Source organism: Bradyrhizobium sp. TM239 (assembly GCF_036247985.1).
GTDB lineage: Bacteria > Pseudomonadota > Alphaproteobacteria > Rhizobiales > Xanthobacteraceae > Bradyrhizobium > Bradyrhizobium ottawaense.
Genome location: NZ_BTIR01000008.1, coordinates 555,273 through 581,059, shown reverse-complemented (window position 1 = coordinate 581,059; position 25,787 = coordinate 555,273). Strand labels below are relative to the sequence as shown.

Here is a 25,787-nt window from a genome sequence, read left to right as displayed (position 1 = left end):
TTGTTTTCGAGTTGTTTCCATATGTTTCTAAAATGCAGCTTACGCGGAGGTTGTGTTCCTAATATGTTCCGATCGAAAGATCGGTCGGAATCAAGTGGAGACGGGGTATGAGCCGGAGAGGTCACCGCACGATCAACCTGCCGGCGCCGTATCTGAAGCGGGTCTGGCTCGACCCTTCGAAAATTCACGATCGCGAGGCCTATCCGTTTTGCCTGCCCATCTTCCCGGATGAGTTCGAGCTCAATTTCGACGCGCCCATCACCATCATCGTCGGTGAGAACGGCACCGGGAAGTCGACGATCCTCGAGGGCATCGCATCGCTTGCCGGCTACGACGATGCCGGTGGCGGCAAGGGGTATAGGCCGGTCGATCACTCCGAGGCGCGCGAGAAGATGGGCGGGCAGCTCGGCAAGGCCCTGCGCGCGAGCTGGCTGCCGAAGATCAGCAATGGCTGGTTCTTTCGTGCCGAGAGCTTTTTCTCGGTCGCGCGGTATCTGGACAAGGCCGCGCGCGATGCCGGTCAGGTCGGTCCCGATTTCCTGTCGCACTCCCACGGCGAAGGCTTCCTGCGCTTCTTCGAGGAGCGCTGTCAGCGCCAGGGCATCTTCATCTTCGACGAGCCGGAATCGGCGCTGTCGCCGGCGCGCCAGATCGAGTTCTTGAAGCTGCTGCGGCGCATGGAGGACTCCCGGATCTGCCAGGTGATCATGGCGACGCATTCGCCGATGCTGATGGCGTATCCCAACGCGGGGCTGCTGCGGCTCGGGAAATACGGCCTGGAGCCGGTGACGGTGGAGGAGACCGATCATTACCGGCTGATGCGGGAGTTTTGTGCTGACCCGCGCGGGTTTGTGGAGGCGACGCTGGAGGAATAGCTGAGGGGGCGCAATCGGCACGTGCTCTCTCCCCGTCATTGCGAGCGCAGCGAAGCAATCCAGAATCTCTCCGCGGCGGAAGTCTGGATTGCTTCGTCGCAAGGGCTCCTCGCAATGACGGAGTGTGACGTAGCACCATTCGCCGCTCTCGTGTCCCGGACAAGCTGCGACGCGCAAGCGTTGCGGCGCAGATCCGGGACCCAGGAGGCCGAGCAACGTGCCGACGCATGGGCCCCGGCTCTGCAGCGCATCACTTCGTGCTGCGCAGCGTCCGGGGCACGAGACCGTTGTCCATTGGCTGGCACAGGCTTTCATCCTCGCGGCATGATCCGCCCGAGCTTTTGCTTCAGTTGCCGCCCTCAAAAGTGCCGAGGGCGCAGGGAAGGCCGGGTGCCGGCTGGCACCCGCGGTCCGCTGTGCGCAAATGCGCAAAAAGCAAATGCACAGCGGCATACAGGTGAAGCCAAACATCCGGCCTTCCCTGCGCAGTGGGTTTACGGCTTATGTCGTGCTCTCCCCGGGGAGCGTTGCACTATTGCCCCCGTCGCCTCGCGGATAGCCGATGCATGTGCCCGGTTGGGCTGCCTACATCACCGCAAGACTTGGCGCACAGACCCCGGGCGCCAGGACCACACGATTTTGCCGTACGCAGGCTGCACCGGTCGTGTGCGCGCCGGTCCTTGCTCACGGTGTGACCCGCCCTGCAAACCACCTTCGCGCCGACGCAGCCCGCGTCCACCACGTCCCATCCCGCGTTCGTGACGATCGCGATGCGCCCCTCGGCCCGGGACGGGATGGGTGTCGTATACGATAATCCGAACTTCTGATAAAGAGAAATATTTTGGCGCGGCGACGTTGACCCGTCCATGGGTGTTTTGCCCGCCGGGCCGCGCAACAGCTTGTGGGGTGCGCCGAGCTCCGCCGCAACGGCGCCACGAACCGGTCTCCCCTCGGCCCCAAAATGCGCTAGGATGACCGCAGCGCGCATTCCAAGTCGCGCACGATCAACTGGACGTATGAGGAAACGAGATGAGGGTGACGATTGGACGGCGCACGGCCACGGCTAGCGCGCTGGCTGTTTTTGGGGCGGCAGGCTTGACGGCGGCCTTTGGGCCGTTTTTTTCGCCGGCGGCCTGGGCGCATGGGCCGACCCGGCAGAAGGTGCGGGAATCCATCGAGATCAACGCGCCGCAGGACAAGGTCTGGGCCGCGATCCGCAACTTTCAGGACATGAGCTGGCTTCCGCCTGTCACCAAGACCACGGGCGAGAAAGGCAACGAGGTCGGCGCGACGCGGACGCTGACCCTGCAGGGCGGAGCGACTGTCGATGAGGAGCTCTACAAATACGAGCCCGACATGATGAGCTATTCGTACCGGATCACGAAGGTCGACGTGAAGGTGCTGCCGGTGACCAATTATTCCTCGACGTTGACGGTGTCTCCGGCTTCCGACGGCAAGTCCAAGCTGGAATGGGCCGGGGCATTCTACCGCGGCTTTCCCAACAACGATCCGCCGCCGGAGCTGAGCGACGAGGCCGCGGTGAAGGCGGTGAGCGGGCTCTACAAGACCGGTCTCGAAGCGCTGAAGAAGAAGATCGAGAGCGGTAGCTGATCGTGCGGATGCTGGTTCTGGCGGCGCTCGCCGCCAGCCTTTGCCACGCCGGCCTTGGCAGCGCGGCTGCCGAGGAGGCGTTCGTCACCAACCAGCTCAGCGACGATCTGATGGTCGTGGATCTCGCCGCCGCGCGTAGCGTCGCGACCATCCCGATCGGCGGCAAGCCGGCCGGCGTCGCCGTCAGCGCTGACAGCCGCTTTGCCTATGTCACGAGCCCCGACGCCAAGGCGGTGACGGTGGTGGACGCCGCAGCCCGGCAGGTGGTCGGGCGGATCGAGGTCGGCGGCGGGCCGCTCGGCATTGCTGTGGCGCCCGATGGCAAGACGGTCTATGTCGCCGATTGGTATGCGGCTGCGGTGCGGGTGATCGACGCCGCGAGCCGCAGCGTCATCGCCAGCATCGCGGTCGGCGCCTCGCCGTCGGGCCTGGCGGTGACGCCTGACGGCAAGCTGCTGCTTTCGGCGGACCGCGACGACGACAGCGTGTCGGTCGTGGACACGGCGACGCGTCAGCGCAAGGCGACGATCAAGGTCGGCACCCGTCCGTTCGGCGTCACCATCGATGCCGAGGGCAAGCGCGCCTACACCGCCAATGTCGGCTCCGACGACGTCTCCGTGATCGACATTGCCGCTGGCCGCGAGGTCGGCCGCGTGCCGGTTGGCATGCGCCCCTATGCGGTGGCGCTGACGCTGGGCCGGGGCTTCGTCACCGACCAATATGGCGGCACCGTCAGCGTGTTCGATGTTGCGACGTTGAAGCCGATCAAGCGCATCAATGTCGGCGACTATCCCGAAGGCATCGCTGCGACCGCCGACGGCAAGCGCGTCATCGTCGCCTGCTGGGAGAGCAACACGCTAAGCATCATCGACGCGACTGATCTGAAGGTGATCGGCGAGATCAAGACCGGCGACGGCCCGCGCGCGTTCGGCGCGTTTTTGCGCAGGACGGAGTAGGGCGGCGTAGGGTGGGTTAGCCTTGCGGCTGCGCAAAAGCGCAGTCGGAAGGCGTAACCCACCTCTTTGGCTTCCGTGGAGACAGAAAGTGGTGGGTTACGCTGACGCTAACCCACCCTACGAGACCGAGCCAGCGTCGGAGCAATCTCCTCCATCCGCTCGAACACATGATCCGGCCCGTGCGCCCGCAGCGCCGCCGGGGCCGCATAGCCCCAGCACACCGCGCCGCAGGCGATGCCGACGGCGCGTGCTGCCTCGATGTCACGAACCTCGTCGCCGATCGCGATGACCTGGTTTGGCTCCACGCCGGCGCGGCGGATGACGCGGCGGAATTTCGCGGGCTTGCCGAACAGCGATGCCGAGCAGTCGAAATGCGAAAACAGCGCGGCGGCCTCGCCGAGCTTCTCGCGCGCATTGGCCTCGCTGTCCGACGTCACCAGCGCGAGCTGCACGCCGTTGTCCGCCAGCGTCCGCAGCATGGTCTCGACACCTCCAAACAGCGGGATCTCGCTAGCTGCCTCTCCCTTCAGCCGCCGCGCATGCCGCGCGATCGCCGGTAGCTTCCACAAGGGCACTTCAAGGCGGCTGAGGATCTCGCGCGTCGAGGCGTGCCGCAGTCCCTCGACGTCCTCATCCCGAACCCGGCGAAAGCCAAAGCGGTCCGCGATGTCGTTGACGGTGCGGAGGAACCAGGGGAAGCTGTCGGCCAGCGTGCCGTCGAGATCGAAGATGGCGAGGGAGTAGGGCATGGGGGAGTTCGCTGACAAGCGAGATGGGACGTGCTACTATTGGGCAGAATTCGAGGATAGCCATGCGGCACGAGCGCATTGAAATCAACCCGGCGATCATGGACGGGAAGCCCGTCATCCGTGGCACGCGTGTCCCGGTCGAACTGGTTCTGCGCGAACTCGGCGCAGGTATGACCACCGAGGCCATCATCTCGGAGCATCCGAGGCTGACAAGCAACGATGTTCGGGCAGCCCAGGCTTTTGCGGCAGGCTATCTGGCCGCTTGAGGCATGGTTAGCCGCCGGACTCAGCCTTAATTATTCTCGATGGGCTGAAAGGGGCCTCGCTCGCGCAAATTAGCGACAGTGATCGGCTCTTGGCATGTCATCGCCGTGGAGGGTTCCATCTGTCGTTCGAGTCAAAATATTGAGAACGAGCGTACCCTGCCGTATTCCACAACGCATCAAAAGCAGGACGTACAGCGCGTTGATAGGATTCATCGCTTCCGTATTGCTCAATCACAACTTCCGGAAGCTCTAATACGTCTCTGTCTATTGGCGGCGGATCGTCGAACGGGCGCTGATCGATTCCAAGTCGTGCCCCTCGGACGCCTTGCAGAGTGATCATCAAGAATATCGGTGGCGGTACCTCAAGTTGGCGCAGCGCCGCCAAATAGTGAGGAAGCTGTTCGAGAATTGAACGATCGAACGTTAAAGCGGGTACCCAAACAGTCCCATCGATTAGATCGCCGGTAACCCGGACTTTTACAGCTTCAATTGCCCCTGTTCGAAATATTTGCGTGTATGAAATGCATTTTCCGCCTGTCCCATGCGAGAGATTAGAAAAGCCATCAAAATTAATCCGAGGTGAGTAACCCATCGAAGACATCGGCTTCAACAGCTCTTGCAGGCGCTGCGCCGCCGCTACATCGATCCGATTCTCTAGGCCGAAAGAGGACGCCGGCAAAAGATGCAACACTAAGCGACCATTGTTCTTCATTAGGGGAGCTATAGCTTCGCTAGCATCAATCTTTGCTAGGCGCTCTGCTCGGAATGAACGCACCCGGTCTGCCGCTGTGGCCGAGGACGTGAACACGACCCGCAGCTCTTCCACGCTGAATTCATAAGAGCCTGCGGAGTTTCGTCCATAAATCCGGTTTGCGTTTCGGGCACTTACGCGATGCGGCGGATTCCAGCTCTTCGGAATTCTCAAAAGCAAAACATATCCACCGCTCACTGCCACAGACTTCATTCGTATGCCCGAGATACGAGGCTCAAGGCCATCACGAACGAGATTCTCCAATCTCTGGAGATCTTTGTCGGCGTCTCCCGTAAGCGGAGTAATCGCGGTTGGAATACCGCCTGACTCATCTATTCCGATAACTAGATGCCCACCGGATGTGTTTGCGAAAGAAGAAACGTCTTTTAGCAACTCCTTTACGTCTGCATCAGCGAAACCATACATCGCTCGTTTGTAGTCGACTAGAATGCCTTCAGGCACGCCGGCCAAGATTTGCTGGGTTAGATCTGTCTCCGAGATCGCATCGAAATTTACAGCTGAAATACTCATTGAAGGCTCCGTTGAGGCCAGTGTCTCACTCCGCCGCCTGGCTCGTGCTCCTTCGCTTCGGCTTCCGTGCCTTCTTCAACACCGGCTCCAAGAACTTGCCCGTATAGCTCCTTGGCGCCTTCGCGATGTCCTCAGGCGGACCCCACGCCACGATCTCGCCGCCGCCGTCGCCGCCTTCGGGGCCGAGGTCGATGACCCAGTCGGCGGTCTTGATGACTTCGAGATTGTGCTCGATGACGACGACCGTGTTGCCCTGCGCGACCAGCTCGTGCAGCACCTCCAGCAGCTTCTTGACGTCGTGGAAGTGCAGGCCGGTGGTGGGCTCGTCCAGGATGTAGAGCGTGCGGCCGGTGGCGCGTTTTGACAATTCCTTGGCGAGCTTGACGCGCTGGGCTTCGCCGCCCGAGAGCGTCGTCGCTTGCTGACCGACATGGATGTAGTCGAGGCCGACGCGGTGCAGGGTCTGAAAAGTCTCGCGCACGCGCGGCACCGCCTTGAAGAACTCGGCGGCTTCCTCGACGGTCATGTCGAGCACGTCGGCGATGGACTTGCCCTTGAACAGGACCTCCAGCGTCTCGCGGTTGTAGCGCTTGCCCTTGCAGACGTCGCAGGTGACGTAGACGTCGGGCAGGAAGTGCATCTCGATCTTGATGACGCCGTCGCCCTGGCACGCTTCGCAGCGGCCGCCCTTGACGTTGAAGGAGAAGCGGCCGGGCTCGTAACCGCGCGCCTTGGACTCGGGCAGGCCGGCGAACCATTCGCGGATCGGCGTGAAGGCGCCGGTATAGGTCGCGGGGTTGGAGCGCGGGGTGCGGCCGATCGGCGACTGGTCGATGTCGATGATCTTGTCGATGTGCTCGAGGCCCTCGATGCGGTCGTGCGGGGCGGCACCCTCGCTGGCATTGTTCAGCTTGCGGGCGATGGCCTTGTAGAGCGTGTCGATCAGCAGCGTCGACTTGCCGCCACCGGACACGCCGGTGACGGCGGTGAACAGGCCGAGCGGAATTTCGGCGGTGACGTTCTTGAGGTTATTGCCGCGCGCGTTGACCACCTTGATGGTGCGGCGATGGTTCGGCGGCCGCCGCTCCGGCACCTCGACCTCGAGCTCGCCGGTCAGGTACTTGCCGGTCAGCGATTTCGGATTGCGCATGATCTCGGCGGGCGTGCCTTCGGCAATGATGTTGCCGCCATGCATGCCGGCGCCGGGGCCGATGTCGAGCACGTGGTCGGCGAGCAGGATGGCGTCCTCGTCATGCTCGACCACGATCACGGTGTTGCCGAGGTCGCGCAGCCGCTTGAGGGTGTCGAGCAGGCGCGCGTTGTCGCGCTGGTGCAGGCCGATCGAGGGCTCGTCCAGCACGTAGAGCACGCCGGTCAGCCCCGAGCCGATCTGCGAGGCCAGGCGGATGCGCTGGCTCTCGCCGCCGGAGAGCGTGCCGGAGGAGCGGGAGAGGGTGAGGTAGTTGAGGCCGACGTCGAGCAGGAAGGTGAGGCGCTCGCGGATCTCCTTCAGGATGCGGCCCGCGATCTCGTTCTGCTGCGCGTTCAGCGCCTCAGGCACGGTCTCGAACCATGCACCGGCGCCCTTCACGGATAGCTCGGAAATCTCGCCGATATGCTTGCCGCCGATCTTGACGCAGAGCGCCTCAGGCTTGAGCCGAAAGCCCTTGCAGCCCTCGCAGGGCACGTCGTGGAAATACTTGGCGAGCTCCTCGCGCGCCCACTCGCTCTCGGTCTCGCGATAGCGGCGGTTGATGTTGGTGATGACGCCTTCGAACGGCTTCTTGGTGTCGTAGGAGCGCACCCCGTCCTCGTAGGAGAACTTGATCTCGTCCTCGCCGGAGCCGTGGAGGATGGCGTCTTTCGTCTTCTTGGCCAGGTCCTTCCACTTGGTGGTCAGCGTGAACTTGTAGTGCTTGCCGAGCGCGGTCAGCGTCTGCACGTAATAGGGCGACGACGATTTGGCCCAGGGCGCGATCGCGCCCTTGCCGATGGCGAGCTCCTTGTCGGGGATGACGAGATCCTCGTCGACATGCTGCTCGACGCCGAGGCCGCCGCAGGCAGGACACGCGCCGTAGGGGTTGTTGAACGAGAACAGGCGCGGCTCGACCTCGGGAATGGTGAAGCCGGAGACCGGGCAGGCGAACTTTTCCGAGAACAGGATGCGCTCGGGTCCGCTCTTGTCGTGGATCTTGGCGGTCTTCTTCTTTTCCTCGGCGGGAGCTGCCGCCGGCGCGTCGGCGAATTCGACGACGGCAAGACCCTCGGCGAGCTTCAGCGCGGTCTCAAAGCTTTCGGCGAGGCGCTGGCCGATGTCGGCGCGCACCACGATGCGGTCGACCACGACGTCGATGTCGTGCGGGAATTTCTTGTCGAGCGTCGGCGCTTCCGCAAGCTCGTGGAAGGTGCCGTCGATCTTGACGCGCTGAAAGCCCTTCTTGAGCCATTCGGCGAGCTCCTTGCGGTACTCGCCCTTGCGACCGCGCACGACGGGGGCGAGCAGATACAGGCGGGTGCCCTCGGGCAGCGCCAGCACGCGGTCGACCATCTGCGAGACGGTCTGGCTTTCGATCGGCAGGCCCGTGGCCGGCGAATAGGGCACGCCGACGCGCGCCCACAAGAGCCGCATGTAGTCGTAGATCTCGGTGACGGTGCCGACGGTGGAGCGCGGGTTCTTCGAGGTCGTCTTCTGCTCGATCGAGATCGCCGGCGACAGGCCGTCGATCTGGTCGACGTCAGGCTTCTGCATCATCTCCAGGAACTGGCGCGCATAGGCCGACAGCGATTCGACGTAGCGGCGCTGGCCCTCGGCGTAGATGGTATCGAAGGCGAGCGAGGATTTGCCGGAGCCGGAGAGGCCGGTGAACACCACCAGCTTGTCGCGGGGAATCTCGACGTCAATGTTCTTGAGGTTGTGCTCGCGCGCGCCACGGATCGTAATTGCGCGCAGGCTGGAGCCCGCGTTCTGTTGTTGGCGCTTCGCCTTGATCACTTCATCCATCCGAGTTGCCCTCAAGGAATCCCATGGGTGCGCGACCGCGCCAATAAAAAAGGCGCGCTCGCCCGGAACCGGGATCGGCGCCGATGGGGTTGTCAGCGAACGTAGGAAGAACGGAGACGGATTTCCAGTGGGACTTGCGAATCGTCAACGGAATGTTGGCGCGCTGGCGGCAACTGGCAGCAGGGGCTTTGCGGAACTGCGCGGCAAGGTGCCGCGAAAACAAAAAGGCCGGCGCAAGGCCGGCCTTTCGTGACGATGGGACGTCGGTAGCGATCAGGACTTCAGATCAATACCGGGCGACCACGGGGCCGCCGAAGGTGTAGTTGAGGCGAACGGTGCCCATGTCGACGTCCTGCTTGATACGGTCGATACGGTCGTTGACGCCGAGGATCGTGAACGAGTTGTTGCGCTTGCCCATGAACAGATGGTCGTATTCGATCGCCACGGACCAGTTCGGTGCGAAACCGAATTCGATGCCGGTGCCGACCGCGCCACCCCAGCGCGTCTCGCTTGCGCTGTCGAGCACCACGCCGCCCACCAGGCCGTTGTATTTGGCGTGCGTGACGGCCGCGCCACCCTTCACGTACCAGAGCACGTTGTTCCAGGCATAGCCGACCTGGCCGGTGAACAGGCCAAGCGCGTCGATCTTGGTCTGGTTGACCAGCGGCCCAAGCACCAAGCTCGTATTCGAGCCCTTCAGGTTGGCCCAGTCGCCCTGGGCTTCAAGACCGAACACCCAGTTGGCCGACTGCCAGCGATAACCGACCTGTCCGCCGACGACGCCGCCGGTCGCATTGTGACAGCCTTCAGCCGTGTCCGGACCCGCAACACCGAAGATGTTGTTGACGTCCCAGCAGTTGCGGCTCGAGGCGCCGCCGCCGTTGATACCGATGTAGAAACCGCTCCAATTGTACATCGCGATCGGTGCGACTGGAGCCTTGGTGTAGGGGCGGGCCGCCAAATCGGCCGCCGAGGCCGGTGCCAACGCGCTGAGTGCGAACAAACCGGCCGAAGCCAGCAAAAGCTTCTTCATATCCATTCCCCAGTTCCGTTTCTCTTTCTGACCTTCCGGAAAGCGGAAGAGCCAGCGGAGCTATGACCCGACTAATGTCATTGCTTTACACCATTAAAGCCAAAGGTTGTGTCACCCGGACGCCACATCTCTCCCGAAATGCTAGCGAGCGAGCGGGCTGGGGCGCAAAAACAAAAAGGCCGGCGCAAGGCCGGCCTTTCGTGACGATGTGACGTCGGTAGTGATCAGTACTTCGCAGATCAGTACTTGGCAACCACCGGGGCGCCGAAGTGGTAGTTCACGCCGACCTGCACGGTGTGGAAGTTGAGCGTGCCGGTGGTGATCGGAGCGCCGAGACCGGAGAAGTAGGTCTCGCCACCGAGGCTGCGATAGAGGTACTCGCCCTTGACCGACCACTGCGGAGCGAAGAACGCCTCGACGCCGGCGCCGACGGTCCAGCCCGAGTGGAACTTGCTGTCGGAGACAGTCACGCCGAGCGCGCTGACGCTGACCTTGTTGTCGATCCAGGCGTAACCACCGGTGCCGTAGAACAGCACGTTGTTGACGGCCCAGCCGATGCGGCCGCGGACGGTGCCGAGCGCGTCGGTCTTGGACGACACGGTGACGCCGAGAGCGCTCGCCGAAGCGCTGACGTCAGCCCAGGAGCCATCGGCCTCGATGCCGAACACGACGTTGCCGGTCTGCCAGTTGTAGCCGGCGGTGCCGCCGACGAAGCCACCCTTCATCTTCGGGTCGCCGGAAGCGTTTTCCCAGGCGCCGCCACCGACGATACCGAGGTAGAAGCCGGTCCAGTTGTAGACGGCCGCTGCCGGAGCGATCGGAGCCTTGGTGTAGGGGCGAGCTGCGAGATCGGCCGCCGAGGCGGGCGCAGCGAGAGCGAACAGACAGGCCGAAGCCAACAAAACCTTCTTCATTTCAACTAATCCCAGTCCCAGTTTCTGTTGTTGCCTTCCGTTCCCGGAAGGGCAGCGGACTCAACGGCCCAACTGACGCCGTACTTACACCACCAAAGCCGCAAGTTGTGTCTCCGAAAAGCCACAGCGGTCGAAAAGGTGATGGTTACTGACTTATTGCCTCCGGTTTCATGGTCGCGCCAAACGAAAAAGGCCGGCGCGAGGCCGGCCTTAGACTTCAACGATGTCAGATAGATATCAGTAGCGCGCGGCGACCGGCGCACCCCAGTTGAAGTGATAGTTCACACCTGCCTTGACCGTGTGAACGGTATCGGTCCACTCGGAGCGATTGGTGGGCACGGCGGAGTACTGGATCGTGCTCTTGCCGAAGTCGATGTAGTTGTATTCGACCTTGGCCGACCAGTTCGGAGCGAACATGTATTCCGCGCCGGCGCCGACGGTCCAACCCCAGCGGGTGTTGTTCTGGATGAAGACGTTTCCGGGGATGCCATCGTAGCGGTGCTGAATGTCGCCGACTGCAGCGCCGCCGCTGACGAACAAGAGAGCGGGACCGGTGGAATAGCCGAGACGGCCCTTGATGTCGCCGAAGCCACGGATTCTCGTGAAGTAGGTGTCGCCGAGGCCGGCATTGATCTCGGCAGAACGGCCGTTGATGTCAGCCCAATGGTAGTCGCCCTCGATGCCGAACACCCAGTTGGCCGCCTGCCAGTTGTAGCCGAACACGCCGCCGACAAAGCCGCCGGTGGTGTCGTAGTTCTGACTTCCGGCAAAGATCGCCGTGTTCGGAGCGCCAAAGAAGGTTTCGTCGCTGCGGCCCCAGGCACCGCCGCCCTGCACGCCGACATAGAAGCCGGTCCAGGTATAGATCGGAGCGGGGGGCGCGATCGGCGCCTTTGTATAGGGACGGGCCCCAAGGTCTGCAGCACCGGCCGGAGCCGAGAGGGTCAGCGCAACCGCGCCAGCAAAGCCAATCAGAATCTTCTTCATTGTAATCTCCCCAGTCGTGTCCGCCTCTCTGAGTTCCCCAAGGCGGACGATCAGGCGCGAGGCCCATTGCATCAATTCCAGGCACGACGATAGCTCGATTGGGCGGCAAAGTCCGTGACCGGAGCGCAACAGCTAGGAGCAATCGACCTGCCCTTAACTTAATGAATGTTAAGTGGTTTTTATCATTCACGGGAACCCGGTTTGGTTCCATCTCCATTTGCCATCACAGCGCCATTTAGGCGCCACCCCGTCTCCACATTTGGCAGTAATGTCTGCAGGAACAAATCTGGAACAAATCGCCGGTCGGTGCTATATATGGGGATAACCTTGGGGGTGACGGGCTGAGCGGCGCCTGCAAGCGTATAGGGTCGTCTCAACAAGGCGCAGAGGAACGCGAATAGCGCGCTCGGCCTTAGGAAATTCAGTGGCATTCGGAGTGGAGAGCGGCGATGGCGGGAAGCGTCAACAAGGTCATTCTGGTTGGAAATCTCGGCAAGGATCCTGAAATCCGCCGCACCCAGGACGGGCGGCCGATCGCGAATCTGAGCATCGCCACCTCCGAGACCTGGCGCGACAAGAACAGCGGCGAGCGCAAGGAAAAGACCGAGTGGCACCGCGTCGTGATCTTCAATGAAGGGCTCTGCAAGGTCGCCGAGCAGTACCTGAAGAAGGGCGCGAAGGTTTACATCGAGGGCGCGCTGCAGACCCGCAAATGGACCGACCAGAGCGGCGTCGAGAAGTACTCGACCGAGGTCGTGCTCCAGGGCTTCAACTCGACGCTCACGATGCTCGACGGCCGCGGCGGTGGCGGAGGTGGCGGCAGCTTCGGCGACGAGCCCGGCGGCGATTTCGGCTCCTCCAGCCCCGTCAGCAGCGCACCGCGCCGTCCCGTGGCCGCCGGCGGCGGTGGCCGCAACAGCGACATGGACGACGATATCCCGTTCTGAGCCCGGATCGGACGATGAGGGGGGCGCTGGCCGGCTGAGCGGCGCCTTCCCACGTCGTGTCAGCAAACCTTACTAATCGGTAGCAAGGGCTCGGGATTTCCGGGCCCGCTTCATGTTTGGGTTGAACGCGGATTGCGCCAGGGAAAACACCTCGACGGGGCGTGTGGCGGCGCGATTGACGAGGTCTCGGAGGCGATTTTGGAAGGCCTGTTCCAGGCCCATCCGAGACGCTCCCCGCAAGGCCGTAAGCTATTGGAAAAATAAGCGGAAAAAGCGCTTCCCTGGAGCCCGCGAGGGTGGTTATCAGGGGCTCGATGCGCTATATGATTCCCAGATAAAACCTCACCGGATTTCCCCTTGGCTGACGACGACGACAAGCCCGGCGACCAGCCGGGGCAACCCTCGGATATTCGCCCCGTCTCCATCTTCGAGGAGATGAAGAAGTCCTATCTCGACTACGCCATGAGCGTGATCGTGGCGCGGGCGCTGCCCGATGCCCGGGACGGTCTGAAGCCGGTGCACCGCCGCATCCTGTTCTCGATGAACGAGCAGGGGCACACGCCCGACAAGAAGTACGTCAAATCCGCCCGCGTGGTCGGTGACGTCATCGGTAAGTATCACCCGCACGGCGACCAGTCGATTTACGACGCCATGGTCCGCATGGCGCAGGACTTCTCGATGCGGGTGCCGCTGATCGACGGCCAGGGCAATTTCGGCTCGGTCGACGGCGATCCGCCGGCTGCCTATCGTTATACCGAAGCGCGCCTGACCAAGGCCGCGCTGGCCCTGCTGGCCGACATCGACAAGGACACCGTCGACTTCCAGCCGAACTACGACAACAACGAGACCGAACCGTCGGTCTTGCCGGCCAAGTTCCCGAACCTTCTCGTCAACGGCGCCGGCGGCATCGCGGTCGGCATGGCGACCAATATCCCGCCGCACAATCTCGGCGAGGTCATCGACGCCTGCGTCGCGCTGATCGACAACCCCGCGCTCACCATCGACGAGCTCATCAACATCGTGCCGGGACCGGATTTCCCGACCGGCGGCGTCATTCTCGGACGCGCGGGCATCCGCGCCGCCTATCACCTCGGCCGCGGCTCGGTCGTCATGCGCGGCAAGGTCGCGATCGAGACCATTCGCAAGGAGCGCGAGGCGATCATCATCACCGAGATTCCCTACCAGGTGAACAAGGCGACGATGGTCGAGCGAATCGCCGAGCTGGTGAAGGAAAAGAAGATCGAGGGCATCGGCGACCTGCGCGACGAATCGGACCGCGACGGCTACCGCGTCGTCATCGAACTGAAGCGCGACGCCGTGCCGGATGTGGTGCTGAATCAGCTCTACAGATTCACGCCGCTGCAGACCAGCTTCGGCGTCAACATGGTGGCGCTCGACAGCGGCCGTCCGCGGATCATGCATCTGAAGGACCTGCTCGCGATCTTCGTCGACTTCCGTGAACGGGTCGTCACGCGGCGCACCAAGTACCTGCTCGCCAAGGCGCGCGACCGCGCCCATATTTTGGTTGGTCTGGCGATCGCGGTGGCCAACATCGACGAGATGATCCGCGTCATCCGGACCTCGCCGGATCCGACCACTGCGCGCGACACCCTGATGTCGCGCGACTGGCCGGCCCGGGACGTCGAGGACATGCTGACGCTGATCGACGATCCGCGTCACCGCATCAGCGCGGATGGCACGATCCGGCTGTCGATGGAGCAGGCGAGGGCCATTCTCGATCTGCGTCTTCAGCGCCTCACCGCCCTCGGCCGCGACGAAATCCGCGACGAGCTCGACAAGCTTGCCGGTGAGATCGCCGATTATCTCGACATCCTGCGCTCGCGCGAGCGCGTGCTCAATATCATCAAGACCGAGCTTGCCGAGGTGAAGGCCGAGTTCGCCACCCCGCGGCGCACCGTCATCATCGAGCAGGAAGGCGAGGTCGAGGACGAGGACCTGATCCAGCGCGAGGACATGGTCGTCACGGTGTCCCACGCCGGCTACGTCAAGCGCGTGCCGCTGTCGGCCTACCGGGCGCAGCGCCGCGGCGGCAAGGGCCGCGCCGGCATGCAGACCCGCGACGAGGACTTTGTCAGTCGCCTGTTCGTGGCTTCCACGCACACGCCGGTGCTGTTCTTCTCCTCGCGCGGCCAGGTCTACAAGGAGAAGGTCTGGCGTCTGCCGATGGCCGCGCCGAACGCGCGCGGCAAGGCGCTGATCAACATCCTGCCGCTGGAGCAGGGCGAGCGCATCACCACCATCATGCCGCTGCCCGAGGACGAATCCACCTGGGGCAACCTCGACGTGATGTTCGCCACCACGGGCGGCAATGTCCGGCGCAACAAGCTGTCGGACTTCGTCGATGTCCGCCGCTCCGGCATCATCGCCATGAAGCTCGACGAGAATGAAGCGATCGTCGACGTGCAGATCTGCACCGAGCGCGATGACGTGCTGCTGACCGGCGCTGGCGGCCAGTGCATCCGCTTCCCCGTCACCGACGTGCGCGTGTTCACCGGGCGCACCTCGATGGGCGTGCGGGGCATCGCGCTCGGCGAGGGCGACAAGGTGATCTCGCTGGCGATCCTGCGCCATGTCGAGACCACCTCGGACGAGCGCTCGGCCTATTTGAAGATGCGCCGCGCGGTCGCCGGCGAAGCCGCGGCGGAGGAGGCGGCAGCTGACGCAGAGGCCGAGGAGACCTCCGGCAGCTTCCAGCTCGCCCAGGAGCGCTATATCGAGATGTCGGCGGCCGAGCAGGTCGTGCTCACCGTCTCCGTCAACGGCTATGGCAAGCGGACCTCGTCCTACGAGTACCGCACCACCGGCCGCGGCGGCAAAGGCATCGTCGCCATGAGCGTCAACAACCGCAACGGCAACCTCGTGGCGTCGTTCCCGGTGGAGGACGCTGATCAAATCATGCTGGTCACCGACAAGGGCCAGCTGATCCGCTGCCCGGTCGAAGGCATCCGCATCGCCGGCCGCTCGACGCAGGGCGTCATCGTGTTCGACACCGCCGAGGACGAGCACGTGGTGTCGGTCGAGCACATCACGGAAGAGGCGGAGAGCGGGAATGGGGCGAATGGCGAATAGGATTAGCGAATAGGGTTTGCGGCTCTATTCGCTATTCGCCACTCACTATTCGCGAAGCTAAATCTCCAGCTCCGTGCCGAACTCCACCACCTGCTTGGTCGGCACGCCGAAGAACGCGGCGGAGCGTTCGGCATTGCGCTGCAGGAAGGCGAACACGCCTTCGCGCCAGACCCACATGCCCGGGACGTCCTCGCGCGGGATGATGGTCTCGCGGCCGACGTAATAGGTGATGTCGGAAAGGTCGATGCCGGGCAGCTTGCTCTGGCGGCAGACGAGGTTCAGTCCCTCATAGATCGTCGGGTTCTGCATGAAGCCGTAGTGCAGGATGACGCGGGTGATGCCGGGAATGATATCGATCACGTCGGCGCGGTCTTCGTCCGCGATGTGCGGAAGCTCCTCGATCAGCACGGTGACCAGCAGCACGCGTTCGTGCAGCACGCGGTTGTGCTTGACGAACTGCGTCAGCGCGAGCGGCACGCCGCGCGGTGCGGATGCCAGGAAGACGGCGGTCCCGGGCAGCCTTGCGCTGCATTTGTTGACCGCGGTCTCGATCAGATCTTCCTCCGGCTGGCGCAGCTTGGCGCGGGCGGCCTCGACCAGCTTCACGCCGGCGCGCCAGGTCAGCATCAGGAAGGCGACGAGGCCGGCGAGCAGCAGCGGAAACCAGCCGCCCTCGAAAAGCTTGACCGAGTTCGCCGAGAAGAAGATGAGATCGATCACGAAGAAGAAGCCGTTCACGGCAACGACAAGCCAGGGCGAAAAGCCCCACTGGATCGCGACCAGCGCGGCCAGCAGCGTCGTGATCGCCATCAGCAGCGAGACCGCGATGCCATAGGCGCCGGCAAGGGCGTCCGAGGAGCCGAAGTTCAGGACGGCACCCAGTGTTGCCGCCGCAAGCAGCCAGTTCACCAGCGGCACGTAGATCTGGCCGATCGCATCGCTGGTGGTATGGCGGATCTGCATGCGCGGCAGGAAGCCGAGCTGGATCGACTGCTGCGTCAGCGAGAACACGCCGGAGATGATCGCCTGCGAGGCGATCACGGTCGCGACCGCCGAGAACGCGACCAGCAGATAGTGCAGGGCGTCGGGGCAGAGCTGGAAGAACGGGTTCTCGATCATCGTGGGATCGGTGATCAAGAGCGCGGCCTGGCCGAAATAGTTCAGCACCAGCGCGGGCAGGCAGATCGCGAACCAGGCGAGGCGGATCGGCAGGCGGCCGAAATGGCCCATGTCGGCATACATGGCCTCGCCGCCGGTCACCGCGAGGAAGGCCGCGCCGAGAATGCCGAAGGAGACGTGGAAATCCTGGTGGATCAGGAAATTGAACGCATAAAACGGGCTGAGCGCCGCCAGCACCGCCGGCGCCTTGACGATGCCGTGGATGCCGAGCGCGGCGAGCACGACGAACCAGGCCAGCATCACCGGTCCGAAGATGCGGCCGATGAAACCGGTGCCCTGCTTCTGCATCATGAACAGGCCGATCAGGATGGTGACGGTCACGGGCACCACGACGGGCGCAAGCGAGGGCGCGTCGACCTTGAGGCCTTCGATGGCCGAGAGCACCGAGATCGCGGGCGTGATCGCGCCATCGCCGTAAAGCAGCGCGGCGCCGACGAGACCGACGACGAGCAGATGGGCGCGCCAGGTGCCGGGCTGGGCGTGGCGGGCGTGGAGCAGGGCGAGTAGCGCCACGATGCCGCCTTCGCCGCGGTTATCGGCCCGCAGGATCAACAGGGCATATTTGAGGGAGATGATCAGCAGCAGCGCCCAGAGGATCAGCGAGGCGATCCCCAGGACAGCGTCGTGATGAAGCGTGCCGCCGTGGGCAGCCGCCTTGGCGGCTTCCTTCAGGGCATAGAGCGGGCTGGTACCGATATCGCCATAGACCACCCCGAGGGCGCCCATGGTCATGGCAAGCGGTAGCGGATCAGGATGGTGGCCGGAAGCGACAGCGGGCGTACTGGACAATGACAACCCCCCGATGGGATCGCGCCCGACGGGCCATTCCGCCGGGCGCGAGCAACACAGTCTGCGACGAGACGTCGCAAAACTCCATCGGGATTATGTGACGTGAAGCTGACAGGCCAGCCTACGGGGTACGGTTCGCGGTCACGAGGCGCGCCTCGCGGACGTTTGCCTTGGTGCCGGCCTTGCGCAGACATGAGGCTTCGAAATTCGGCCAGGCCTGCTGCGAGCAGTCCTTGCCGATGGCCCGGATGTCGAGCCGGTCGCTCTTGGCCAGCGGCTGCGGCACGCTGGCCTCGACGCTCGGGGCAAAGCCGGGCAGGAGGGTAAGGGCGGCGGCGACACACGCAGACAGAGCGATCGCTGAGAGAGCCTTGATCATTTGACAGTCCCCTGTGATGCGGCCGCCTACGCCCAGTGTGCGGCCCGTCATTCGTTGGCCGGATTAGTAACCATGGCCAGTTTCCGGACGTCTTCGCCGGCACGGGAAATGGTTTCTTGGCCGCGCCCCTTTGTTTCGTGGTTGCCCGAGGGACGAAACAAACGGCCATTGCCGACATGGCCTGCGGGATATTTCGGTAGGATTTGGCCGGGGAACCGGCCCGGCTTGCCGGGCCGGGCCGGGCGCGGTAGGAGGGGGCCATGCCGCGCATTGCCTTCTATCCCGGTTCCTTCGACCCCATCACCAACGGCCATCTGGACGTGGTCCGGCACAGCGTTTCGCTGTGCGACCGGCTCGTGGTCGCGATCGGGGTCCACCCCGGCAAGAAGCCGCTGTTCTCCACGGAGGAGCGGCTCAAGATGCTTCATGACGTCTGCGGCCCGATCGCGGCGCAGGCCGGTTGCGTGCTCGAGGCCGTGACCTTTGACGATCTGTCGGTGACCGCGGCACGCAAGCACGGTGCGACGATCATGATTCGGGGCCTGCGTGACGGCACCGACCTCGACTACGAGATGCAGCTCGCCGGCATGAACGAGGCGATGGCGCCGGAAGTGCATACGGTCTTCCTGCCGGCCTCTCCGATGGTTCGCCCGATCACCGCCACTTTGGTGCGCCAGATCGCCGGCATGGGCGGGGACGTCTCGGCCTTCGTCCCGCCGCAGGTCGCGGCACAGCTCAAGGCAAAATTCGCCGCGTAACGGCGCGCTTCCTCTTCTCTCTGATCCGGAGTTGTCATGATCCGAATTCTCGCAGTTCTTGCCGCGCTTCTGTTCGCGGTGCCGGCGGTGGCGCAGCAATTGCCGGCCAACCTCGACAAGGCCAACGCCATCGTCATCGACACCACCAAGGGCCGCATCGTCATCAAGCTGCGCGCCGATATCGCGCCCCAGCATGCCGAGCGCATCAAGCAGCTCGCGCGCGAGGGCTATTACAACAACGTGCCGTTCCACCGGGTCATGGACGGCTTCATGGCGCAGACCGGCGACGGCGAGAAATTCAACGGCACCGGCGGATCGAAATATCCGAACCTGAAGCAGGAATTCTCCAAGGTGCATTTCGCGCGCGGCATCGTCGGCATGGCCCGGCGCGGCGACAGCGTCGACAGCGCCAACTCGCAATTCTTCATCATGTTCGCCGACGGCGGCAGCCTCGATAATCAGTACACCGTGATCGGCGAGGTCGTGCAGGGCATGGACGTCGTCGACAAGCTGAAGAAGGCTCCTCCCGGCTCTCCCGGCGGTGCCGTGACCGATCCCGACAAGATGGTGAAGGTGCAGGTCGCCTCCGACATCAAATAGGAGACGGCGATGGCGCGCTGTGGCGACAAGCTCCTGCTGGTTGCCGCCGTGCTGTTGCTCGGCGTGTCCAGTGCGGCCGCCGAGGATGGGCAGGTCAACACCATCCAGGACATCTTCCGGCATCTGCGCACCTGCTGGAAACCGCCGCCGGCCGCCAAGGCCCGCCCACTCGACATCACCGTCGTCGTGAGCTTTAACCGGTCCGGCGACATTCTGGGCCATCCGAGGATCTCCTATGAATCCGCGGAGGCCTCCGACAATGACCGGCTGCAATACCGGATCGCGGTGATGGAGGCGTTGCAACGCTGCACGCCGATGCCATTTACCGATGCAATGGCCGGCGCCGCTGCGGGACGTCCATTCGCGATCCAGTTCCGCAACCGGAAAACTTCACCTCCAACGCAAGAGAGACGAGCATGAGCGCCACCGAAAACACCCTGATCCTCGAGACCACGCAGGGGCCCGTCACCATCGAGATGCGGCCCGACCTCGCGCCCGGCCATGTCGCGCGCATCAAGGAACTGGTCCGCGAGGGCTTCTACGACGGCATCGTGTTCCACCGCGTGATCGACGGCTTCATGGCGCAGACCGGCTGCCCGCAGGGCACCGGCACCGGCGGCTCGGGCAAGAAGCTGAAGGCCGAGTTCAACAAGGAGCCGCATGTGCGCGGCACCACCTCGATGGCGCGCGCCGCGAGCCCGGATTCCGGCGACAGCCAGTTCTTCATCTGCTTCGACGACGCCCGCTTCCTCGACAACCAGTACACGGTGTGGGGCAAGGTCACCGAGGGCATGGAGAACGTCGACAAGATCAAGCGCGGCGAGCCGGTGCAGAACCCCGACAAGATCGTCAAGGCGCGGATGGCCGCGGACGCTGAGTGATGACTGCCGTCATGCCCCGCTTTCGCGGGGCATGACAAGGTACCGAACGTGCGCACCGATCTGTTCGATTTCGACCTGCCCGCCGAGCGCATCGCGTTGCGCCCGGCGAGCCCGCGCGACTCCGCGAAGATGCTGGTCGTGGAGAACGGCGCGTTACGCGACCAGACCATTGCCGACCTGCCGCAATGGCTGAAGCCGGGCGACCAGCTCGTCGTCAACGACACCAAGGTGATCGCGGCGCAGCTCAGGGGCCGCCGCATCGGGCGTGAGACCGAGCCGAAGATCGAGGCGACGCTGATCAAGCGGCTCGACGGCTCGCGCTGGCAGGCGCTGGTGAAGCCCGCGAAGAAGCTCGTCGCCGGCGACCGCATCCGCTTCGGCAACGAGGGCAAGGTCTGCCTGCTCGGCCATCTCGATGCCGAGGTCGAGGCCAAGGGCATCGAGGGCGAGGTGACGCTGTCGTTCTCGTTCCACGGCCCGGCGCTGGATCAGGCCATCGCCGACCTCGGCAGCCCGCCGCTGCCGCCCTACATCGCCTCCAAGCGCACGCCCGACGACCAGGACCTCGCCGACTACCAGACCATGTTCGCGGCGAACGAGGGCGCGGTCGCAGCGCCGACGGCTGGACTTCATTTCACCCCGGCACTGGAGCAGGCGCTGCGCGCGCGTGGCGTCGGAATCAACCAGGTCACGCTGCATGTCGGGGCAGGGACCTTCCTGCCGGTGAAGGTGGACGACACCGAAGGCCACAAGATGCACGCCGAGTGGGGCACGATCTCCGCCGAGACGGCGGAGCGCCTCAACAGCGGGCGGAAGAACGGCGGCCGCATCGTCGCCGTCGGCACCACGTCGTTGCGGCTGCTCGAGAGCGCAGCGTGCGAGGACGGCACCATCCAGCCCTTCGCAGCCGAGACCTCGATCTTCATCACGCCCGGCTACCGCTTCCGCGCGGTCGATGTCCTGCTGACGAATTTCCATTTGCCGAAGTCGACGCTGTTCATGCTGGTGTCGGCGTTTGCAGGGCTGGAGACGATGAAGCAGGCCTATGCACATGCGATCGCAAGCGAGTATCGGTTCTATTCGTATGGCGATGCGTGCTTGTTGTTTCGGGCAGAGCCAAATCCATCCCCGTCACCCTGAGGTGCTCGCCTCTTCGGCGAGTCTCGAAGGGCGACGGCCCGGCCGCGGCATCTCGGCCGTTCATCCTTCGAGGCTCGCGGCGCGATGCTGAACGCATCGCGCCACTCGCACCTCAGGATGACGGATCGACGGGCGTGCTCGGTTACGCCATCACCCGCTGCGGCAACAGCTCCGCGATCTGCACCGCGTTCAGCGCCGCGCCCTTGAGCAGCTGATCGGCTGCCACGAACATCGAGATCGAATGCCCGGAGGGATCGCTGAGGTCCTTGCGGATGCGGCCGACCAGGACGTCGTCCTGGCCTGAGGCGTCGATCGGCATCGGGAAGTAGTTCTTGACGCGGTCGTCGACGACCTTCACGCCGGGCGCCCGGGCCATGATGGCGCGGACCTGGTCCTCGGTGATCTCCTTCTCGCATTCGAAGGTGATGGCCTCGCAATGGGCGCGCAGCACCGGCACGCGCACGCAGGTGACACCGATCGCGATCCTCTCGTCCTCGAAGATCTTGCGGGTCTCCTTGATGACCTTGGTCTCTTCGTCGTTGTAGCCGGTGTCAGGGTCGACGGCCGTGTTGTGGTTGAAGAGATTGAACGCGTAGGGGTGCGGCATCACCTTGGGCGTATAGACCTGCCCGTTGAGATTGGCGCGGGTGGATTCGACGAGCTCCTCCATCGCGGCGGCGCCGGCGCCGCTGGCCGCCTGGTAGGTCGAGATGATGACGCGCTTGATGCGGTTCTTCTGATGGATCGGCCACAGCGGCACCAGTGCGGTGATCGCGGCGCAGTTCGGGTTGGCGATGATGCCCTTGTGGTCGCGGATCCGGTTCGCGTTGATCTCGGGGATCACCAGCGGCACGTTCGGGTCCATGCGGAAGGCGGAGGAATTGTCGACCACGACCGCGCCGGACTTCACCGCGATCGGCGCATACTTCTTCGAGATGCTGCCGCCGGCGGAGAACAGGGCGATATCGACGCCTTCGAACGAGCGCTCGGTCAGCTCCTCGATGACGACCGGCTGGCCGCGGAACGACACCGTCTTGCCGGCCGAGCGGGCGCTGGCAAGCGCCTTCAGCTTGGCGACGCGAAAGCCGCGCTTGTCCATGGTGGCGATGAATTCGGCGCCCACTGCACCGGTGACGCCGACAATCGCGACGACGGGATCGTTACTCACTTTGTCCTCCATTGAATTTCGGTTGAGCTGGGATTTAGGCAACAAAAAAGCCCCGGACCATCGAGGGCGGGGCTTCGGTAGAGCTGATGCGTTTTAGTCGACGACTACGCGCGCACGCCTCCCCGGGCCCCTGGGGCCGTGGTGGTTTTGGTCGTGCGTTTGGTGGTCGTGAACATGGCGGCGACTTATGCGGGAGAGTTTTGCGCCCGTCAATGGCTTTTCACCCCGGTCGATGCCGGGGCCGAACTCGCGGTATTTTGCACCCGCTATTTCGTTTTGGCGCCCGGCGGCTCGAGGGTGACCTCCTTGAGGTCGTCGCCGCTGACGACGACGATCGAAAAGTTCAGCCGGCCGCGTTCGCGCACCAGCCCGCCGCTGATCGCCTTGCCCGAGGCGGCGCGTTCGGCGACGCGCACGGCATCGGCGAGGCGGTGCCTGATCGCACCGAGCGCTGCGAGGTTGTCGCGGTCCTCGTGGTCGAGCTCGGCGAGGGGGAGGGCGGCTTCGCCGCCGATGAGCTCGCCGGTCGAAGCATTGATGGTGTGGCGCCAGATCCGGTCGTTGTGCAGGGTCTTCACCCGATACACCGGCACCCCGGCGGCCCCGTCGAAACTCACATCCGCCGTGGTGGCGCCGGCGTGCCGGGCTTCGGCTATCGACATGGCCTGGCTGATCGAGATCGACGAGCTGCGGAAGCGCTCGATCTCGCGGCTGACGGCCTGGCGGTCGGCCTCGGCATCACCATCTGTGTCGCTGTGAAGGGCTGTCGGCGTGCCCGCGGTCACGATCGCCCGGGCCGGTGCGGCGAGGACGAGCGCGCACAGGGCGGTCGCAAGCAATCGCGAGATATGTCGTTTGGCTGTCGTCATGCTCGAAACCCTCGGGCAGCGAGTGTGCCGGATGATCGTAAAGAATTCGCGGCCGGCCTTGGGCGTCGGCCGGCCGCGGAACGTCGTGGGCGGGCTGTACCCGGCACGGCGATCTAGCTGTACGGGCCACCTTTGGGGCTGGTGAAAAAAGCGGTCCGTATCGCTTATAACTAAACCATACCGTATCGTTTTATTTTGGTCAACGGCGCAGGCGGTTTCCCGTGGGGAAAGCGCGCAATCTCACGGAATTGTCAGCGCGTGGGGCGTCGCCGCGACGAGGCTTTGGTGGTGCTTTGGACGCGGTCGGCAGGTCCTAGCGCACCGGCGAGGAACAGCTTGATGGCGGTGCGCATCCGCTTTTCGGCGGCCTTCAATTCGAGCGCGGTCCCGAACGTCGCCATGCGGTGGGTGTGACCGACGACCACGTCGAGAAACACCTCGGCGGCAATTGTGGTGTCCTCGATGTCGAGCGCGCCTTGCGCCACCAGACGGTCGAAGAAACGTGCCGTGGTGGCGACGGCTTTCATCCAGCCTTCCTCCTTGCCGAGCTTGGCAACGTCGGGGAAGTTGATGGCCTGTGACGTCATCATGCGGCTGAAGGCGACAGCGTCGGGTCCGCAGGTGAATGTCAGCATCTCGCGCCCGATCTCGACCAGCCGCTGCTCGACCGAGATGTCGGAGGCGCTAGAGAGCTGCGTCTCGGCGGCGGCCGATAGTGGCGCAAGCCAGCGCGCGATCTCGCGCCTCAGCACGGCGGCAAACAGGCCGCGCTTGTCGCCGTAGCGGGAATAGACGGTGGGCTTGCTGACCCGGGCCGCTTCCGCGACCGCGTCCAGCGAGGTGGCGTCGAAGCCGCGGTCCAGGAACAGGCGGGTGGCGACTTCGATCAGCCGCAGGTCGCGCTCGATGGCGGCGGTTTTCGTCGGCCGGCCGCCGCGGGATTTCGGCACTTCGCGCCGCGGCGCTGCCGGTCTCGTCCTGGTCGCAGTCAATCCCATGCCCAGTGATTCCTGCGCGTTTCTGACAGTCGTCATTCGCTCTATATCGCGCAGGAGCGGAGGCGTCATCGCGAATCTGGCCGGATTGGCCGCATCGTCAACGGTTTCGGCAGGGCCTCGTTCCGTCTCACGGCACCGTCGAGCCCCAGGCCTGACCGGCAGCGGCCTTGTCATAACCGTATTGATAGAGCGCCCGCATATAGCCGGTGTCGAAGCCTTCCGACGGCGGCGCCGGATACTCGCGCGCGATGTAGGAGAGGTGGAAGCCGAGACGGTTGCGTTTGGCGAAATCATAGGTCGAGAAGATGATCGAGCGCGTCTGCGACTGGGTGATCGCCGACAGGCTGCGCGAGGCGACATCGATGGTGCCGTTGGAGACCAGCTCGAAATTGCGTTCGATCTTCTTGTTGACGAGGATGTAGATGTCCATCTTCGCATTGCCGGGCAGGCGGCTGCCCTGGAACAGCAGGGCTTCCGGCAGCGTCAACACCGGGGCGGTCACGCCGCCGTCGACATGCATCTCCTGAAACTTGCGGCCCTGGCCCTCGGCGTCGATCATGATCGGCGGAAACACCAGGGGAATGCTGGCGGAGGCCGCCATCACGTCGCGAAACAGTTTCAGCGCCTCGGGTGTGCCGACCGCGGCGATCTTGCCCATGTCCCAGATCGCAGTGCGCTGGGTGTCGAGATCGGTCGTCACCACCAGGAGCTTCCGACCCTTGGCATTCTCGCGCGCGACTTGCGCCATGATCTCCGGCCCGACATAGCGGGCGACGAGCTCGCGCAGCCTGGTGTTGCCGAACAGGCCGGATCCGAACAGCACGCGCATGATGCTGGGATCGTTCAACAGGCTCTCGGCGATGCCGCTGGTGTAGACCTCCTTCAAAGTGTCGTCATATTGCGAGCCGAGGAAGGCAAAGGGCGCGATCAGGCCGCCGGTGCTGACGCCGGAGACGACGGAGAAGGTGGGGCGGGTTCTGGCCGCGGTCCAGCCGTTGAGAACGCCAACGCCATAGGCGCCATCGGCGCCGCCGCCGGAGAGCGCCAGATAGGACTTCGTCGCGGTGCTGGTGTCCTTCTCGAAGCTGAATTTCGTGACGGGGTCGTCGGCGTAGCGCCTGAGGCCGTCGATATCCAGCACGCGCGATGTGCTGGCTTCTGCGGCTGTATAGGGCGTGCGGGGCAGCGAGGTGCAGGCGCCGAGCATCAGGCTGCAGGCCAGGACCAGAAATGCGGTCAGGCGGCCGCCTGTCTGCCTGATCCAGTCATGCGGGCGGCCGGCGACGTCAGTCGAACACGAAGGGAAGGGCATAGT

General features: G+C 64.1%; 23 protein-coding genes. 11 read left to right on the top strand and 12 right to left on the bottom strand.

The window, feature by feature from the left end; genetic code table 11:
• Positions 1 to 107: 107 nt before the first annotated feature.
• The 3 genes from AABA84_RS16515 to AABA84_RS16505 all read left to right on the top strand — a co-directional run bounded on the left by AABA84_RS16515 (position 108) and on the right by AABA84_RS16505 (position 3,442).
• A complete protein-coding gene (locus tag AABA84_RS16515; protein ID WP_338312520.1) occupies positions 108 to 875 on the top strand; it encodes an AAA family ATPase in 768 nt (255 codons plus the stop codon).
• Positions 876 to 1,904: 1,029 nt separating this feature from the next.
• Complete coding sequence (locus AABA84_RS16510; RefSeq protein ID WP_338312519.1) at positions 1,905 to 2,486, top strand: SRPBCC family protein; 582 nt, start codon at positions 1,905 to 1,907, stop codon at positions 2,484 to 2,486.
• Positions 2,487 to 2,488: 2 nt separating this feature from the next.
• The gene (locus AABA84_RS16505; RefSeq protein WP_338312518.1) at positions 2,489 to 3,442 is read left to right on the top strand and encodes a YVTN family beta-propeller repeat protein; all 954 of its coding nucleotides are present in this window, start codon (positions 2,489 to 2,491) and stop codon (positions 3,440 to 3,442) included.
• 107 nt (positions 3,443 to 3,549) lie between these two features.
• Here the strand turns inward: AABA84_RS16505 and AABA84_RS16500 are convergent, their stop codons facing one another.
• The gene (locus AABA84_RS16500) at positions 3,550 to 4,191 is read right to left on the bottom strand and encodes an HAD family hydrolase (protein ID WP_338312517.1); all 642 of its coding nucleotides are present in this window, start codon (positions 4,189 to 4,191) and stop codon (positions 3,550 to 3,552) included.
• Between the two features lie 62 nt (positions 4,192 to 4,253).
• Between AABA84_RS16500 and AABA84_RS16495 the strand changes: the two genes are divergently transcribed.
• Positions 4,254 to 4,457, top strand: coding sequence for a DUF433 domain-containing protein (locus AABA84_RS16495; RefSeq protein ID WP_338312516.1), 204 nt, complete (start codon positions 4,254 to 4,256; stop codon positions 4,455 to 4,457).
• A 97-nt stretch (positions 4,458 to 4,554) separates the two neighbouring features.
• On the opposite strand, the gene AABA84_RS16490 is transcribed toward AABA84_RS16495, so the two are convergent.
• The 5 genes from AABA84_RS16490 to AABA84_RS16470 form a co-directional block, all read right to left on the bottom strand.
• A complete protein-coding gene (locus tag AABA84_RS16490; protein WP_338312515.1) occupies positions 4,555 to 5,739 on the bottom strand; it encodes an AlbA family DNA-binding domain-containing protein in 1,185 nt (394 codons plus the stop codon).
• Positions 5,740 to 5,764: 25 nt separating this feature from the next.
• A complete protein-coding gene (uvrA, locus tag AABA84_RS16485) occupies positions 5,765 to 8,740 on the bottom strand; it encodes an excinuclease ABC subunit UvrA (RefSeq protein WP_338312514.1) in 2,976 nt (991 codons plus the stop codon).
• Positions 8,741 to 9,026: 286 nt separating this feature from the next.
• Positions 9,027 to 9,773 carry an outer membrane protein gene (locus AABA84_RS16480; RefSeq protein ID WP_338308082.1) on the bottom strand — a complete coding sequence of 249 codons (747 nt, stop codon included), beginning with the start codon at positions 9,771 to 9,773 and terminating at the stop codon, positions 9,027 to 9,029.
• 239 nt (positions 9,774 to 10,012) lie between these two features.
• Positions 10,013 to 10,687: an outer membrane protein gene (locus tag AABA84_RS16475; RefSeq protein ID WP_212249607.1), complete on the bottom strand. Its 675-nt coding sequence runs from the start codon at positions 10,685 to 10,687 to the stop codon at positions 10,013 to 10,015.
• A 237-nt stretch (positions 10,688 to 10,924) separates the two neighbouring features.
• Positions 10,925 to 11,674, bottom strand: coding sequence for an outer membrane protein (locus tag AABA84_RS16470; RefSeq protein ID WP_212249605.1), 750 nt, complete (start codon positions 11,672 to 11,674; stop codon positions 10,925 to 10,927).
• Between the two features lie 449 nt (positions 11,675 to 12,123).
• Here AABA84_RS16470 and AABA84_RS16465 point away from each other — a divergent pair, with 449 nt between their 5' ends.
• Together AABA84_RS16465 and gyrA are read left to right on the top strand one after the other, a co-directional pair.
• Complete coding sequence (locus tag AABA84_RS16465; protein ID WP_338312513.1) at positions 12,124 to 12,621, top strand: single-stranded DNA-binding protein; 498 nt, start codon at positions 12,124 to 12,126, stop codon at positions 12,619 to 12,621.
• A gap of 357 nt (positions 12,622 to 12,978) precedes the next feature.
• Positions 12,979 to 15,711 (top strand): DNA gyrase subunit A, encoded by a 2,733-nt coding sequence (gyrA, locus tag AABA84_RS16460; RefSeq protein WP_338312512.1) that lies wholly within the window; start codon positions 12,979 to 12,981, stop codon positions 15,709 to 15,711.
• A 57-nt stretch (positions 15,712 to 15,768) separates the two neighbouring features.
• On the opposite strand, the gene AABA84_RS16455 is transcribed toward gyrA, so the two are convergent.
• Positions 15,769 to 17,622, bottom strand: coding sequence for a potassium transporter Kup (locus AABA84_RS16455; protein ID WP_338312550.1), 1,854 nt, complete (start codon positions 17,620 to 17,622; stop codon positions 15,769 to 15,771).
• A 178-nt stretch (positions 17,623 to 17,800) separates the two neighbouring features.
• Positions 17,801 to 18,058 carry a hypothetical protein gene (locus AABA84_RS16450; protein ID WP_018317917.1) on the bottom strand — a complete coding sequence of 86 codons (258 nt, stop codon included), beginning with the start codon at positions 18,056 to 18,058 and terminating at the stop codon, positions 17,801 to 17,803.
• A 260-nt stretch (positions 18,059 to 18,318) separates the two neighbouring features.
• On the opposite strand from AABA84_RS16450, the gene coaD reads away from it, so the two are divergent.
• The 5 genes from coaD to queA are packed head-to-tail and all read left to right on the top strand — an operon-like array spanning position 18,319 to position 21,437.
• A complete protein-coding gene (gene coaD, locus AABA84_RS16445) occupies positions 18,319 to 18,816 on the top strand; it encodes a pantetheine-phosphate adenylyltransferase (protein ID WP_212249601.1) in 498 nt (165 codons plus the stop codon).
• A 36-nt stretch (positions 18,817 to 18,852) separates the two neighbouring features.
• Positions 18,853 to 19,416: a peptidylprolyl isomerase gene (locus AABA84_RS16440; RefSeq protein WP_212249599.1), complete on the top strand. Its 564-nt coding sequence runs from the start codon at positions 18,853 to 18,855 to the stop codon at positions 19,414 to 19,416.
• Between the two features lie 9 nt (positions 19,417 to 19,425).
• The gene (locus tag AABA84_RS16435; protein WP_212249597.1) at positions 19,426 to 19,836 is read left to right on the top strand and encodes a hypothetical protein; all 411 of its coding nucleotides are present in this window, start codon (positions 19,426 to 19,428) and stop codon (positions 19,834 to 19,836) included.
• Positions 19,833 to 20,297 (top strand): peptidylprolyl isomerase, encoded by a 465-nt coding sequence (locus tag AABA84_RS16430; RefSeq protein ID WP_028144513.1) that lies wholly within the window; start codon positions 19,833 to 19,835, stop codon positions 20,295 to 20,297. Before AABA84_RS16435 ends, AABA84_RS16430 begins: the two co-directional genes overlap by 4 nt.
• Positions 20,298 to 20,345: 48 nt before the next feature.
• Positions 20,346 to 21,437, top strand: a complete 1,092-nt coding sequence (queA, locus tag AABA84_RS16425) for a tRNA preQ1(34) S-adenosylmethionine ribosyltransferase-isomerase QueA (RefSeq protein WP_338312511.1) — start codon at positions 20,346 to 20,348, stop codon at positions 21,435 to 21,437.
• Between the two features lie 142 nt (positions 21,438 to 21,579).
• On the opposite strand, the gene AABA84_RS16420 is transcribed toward queA, so the two are convergent.
• From AABA84_RS16420 to AABA84_RS16405, 4 genes are all read right to left on the bottom strand, one after another.
• On the bottom strand, positions 21,580 to 22,617 hold the full coding sequence (locus AABA84_RS16420; protein ID WP_212249593.1) for an aspartate-semialdehyde dehydrogenase: 1,038 nt from the start codon (positions 22,615 to 22,617) through the stop codon (positions 21,580 to 21,582).
• 254 nt (positions 22,618 to 22,871) lie between these two features.
• Positions 22,872 to 23,474, bottom strand: a complete 603-nt coding sequence (locus AABA84_RS16415; RefSeq protein ID WP_338312510.1) for a PepSY domain-containing protein — start codon at positions 23,472 to 23,474, stop codon at positions 22,872 to 22,874.
• Between the two features lie 251 nt (positions 23,475 to 23,725).
• Positions 23,726 to 24,472: a TetR/AcrR family transcriptional regulator gene (locus AABA84_RS16410; protein ID WP_212249724.1), complete on the bottom strand. Its 747-nt coding sequence runs from the start codon at positions 24,470 to 24,472 to the stop codon at positions 23,726 to 23,728.
• Positions 24,473 to 24,599: 127 nt separating this feature from the next.
• Positions 24,600 to 25,784, bottom strand: a complete 1,185-nt coding sequence (locus AABA84_RS16405; protein WP_338312509.1) for a patatin-like phospholipase family protein — start codon at positions 25,782 to 25,784, stop codon at positions 24,600 to 24,602.
• Positions 25,785 to 25,787 lie beyond the last annotated feature (3 nt).

Bases quoted from the DNA above. Each gene is read 5' to 3' on its own strand.
- AABA84_RS16415 (WP_338312510.1), bottom strand. From the start codon at position 23,474: ATGACGACAGCCAAACGACATATCTCGCGATTGCTTGCGACCGCCCTG.
- AABA84_RS16480 (WP_338308082.1), bottom strand. From the start codon at position 9,773: ATGAAGAAGCTTTTGCTGGCTTCGGCCGGTTTGTTCGCACTCAGCGCG.
- uvrA (WP_338312514.1), bottom strand. From the start codon at position 8,740: ATGGATGAAGTGATCAAGGCGAAGCGCCAACAACAGAACGCGGGCTCC.
- AABA84_RS16510 (WP_338312519.1), top strand. From the start codon at position 1,905: ATGAGGGTGACGATTGGACGGCGCACGGCCACGGCTAGCGCGCTGGCT.
- AABA84_RS16420 (WP_212249593.1), bottom strand. From the start codon at position 22,617: ATGGAGGACAAAGTGAGTAACGATCCCGTCGTCGCGATTGTCGGCGTC.
- AABA84_RS16440 (WP_212249599.1), top strand. From the start codon at position 18,853: ATGATCCGAATTCTCGCAGTTCTTGCCGCGCTTCTGTTCGCGGTGCCG.
- AABA84_RS16495 (WP_338312516.1), top strand. From the start codon at position 4,254: ATGCGGCACGAGCGCATTGAAATCAACCCGGCGATCATGGACGGGAAG.
- AABA84_RS16410 (WP_212249724.1), bottom strand. From the start codon at position 24,472: ATGGGATTGACTGCGACCAGGACGAGACCGGCAGCGCCGCGGCGCGAA.
- AABA84_RS16500 (WP_338312517.1), bottom strand. From the start codon at position 4,191: ATGCCCTACTCCCTCGCCATCTTCGATCTCGACGGCACGCTGGCCGAC.
- AABA84_RS16450 (WP_018317917.1), bottom strand. From the start codon at position 18,058: ATGATCAAGGCTCTCTCAGCGATCGCTCTGTCTGCGTGTGTCGCCGCC.
- AABA84_RS16405 (WP_338312509.1), bottom strand. From the start codon at position 25,784: ATGCCCTTCCCTTCGTGTTCGACTGACGTCGCCGGCCGCCCGCATGAC.
- AABA84_RS16455 (WP_338312550.1), bottom strand. From the start codon at position 17,622: ATGACCATGGGCGCCCTCGGGGTGGTCTATGGCGATATCGGTACCAGC.
- AABA84_RS16465 (WP_338312513.1), top strand. From the start codon at position 12,124: ATGGCGGGAAGCGTCAACAAGGTCATTCTGGTTGGAAATCTCGGCAAG.
- AABA84_RS16515 (WP_338312520.1), top strand. From the start codon at position 108: ATGAGCCGGAGAGGTCACCGCACGATCAACCTGCCGGCGCCGTATCTG.
- AABA84_RS16475 (WP_212249607.1), bottom strand. From the start codon at position 10,687: ATGAAGAAGGTTTTGTTGGCTTCGGCCTGTCTGTTCGCTCTCGCTGCG.
- AABA84_RS16470 (WP_212249605.1), bottom strand. From the start codon at position 11,674: ATGAAGAAGATTCTGATTGGCTTTGCTGGCGCGGTTGCGCTGACCCTC.
- AABA84_RS16490 (WP_338312515.1), bottom strand. From the start codon at position 5,739: ATGAGTATTTCAGCTGTAAATTTCGATGCGATCTCGGAGACAGATCTA.
- AABA84_RS16435 (WP_212249597.1), top strand. From the start codon at position 19,426: ATGGCGCGCTGTGGCGACAAGCTCCTGCTGGTTGCCGCCGTGCTGTTG.
- coaD (WP_212249601.1), top strand. From the start codon at position 18,319: ATGCCGCGCATTGCCTTCTATCCCGGTTCCTTCGACCCCATCACCAAC.
- AABA84_RS16430 (WP_028144513.1), top strand. From the start codon at position 19,833: ATGAGCGCCACCGAAAACACCCTGATCCTCGAGACCACGCAGGGGCCC.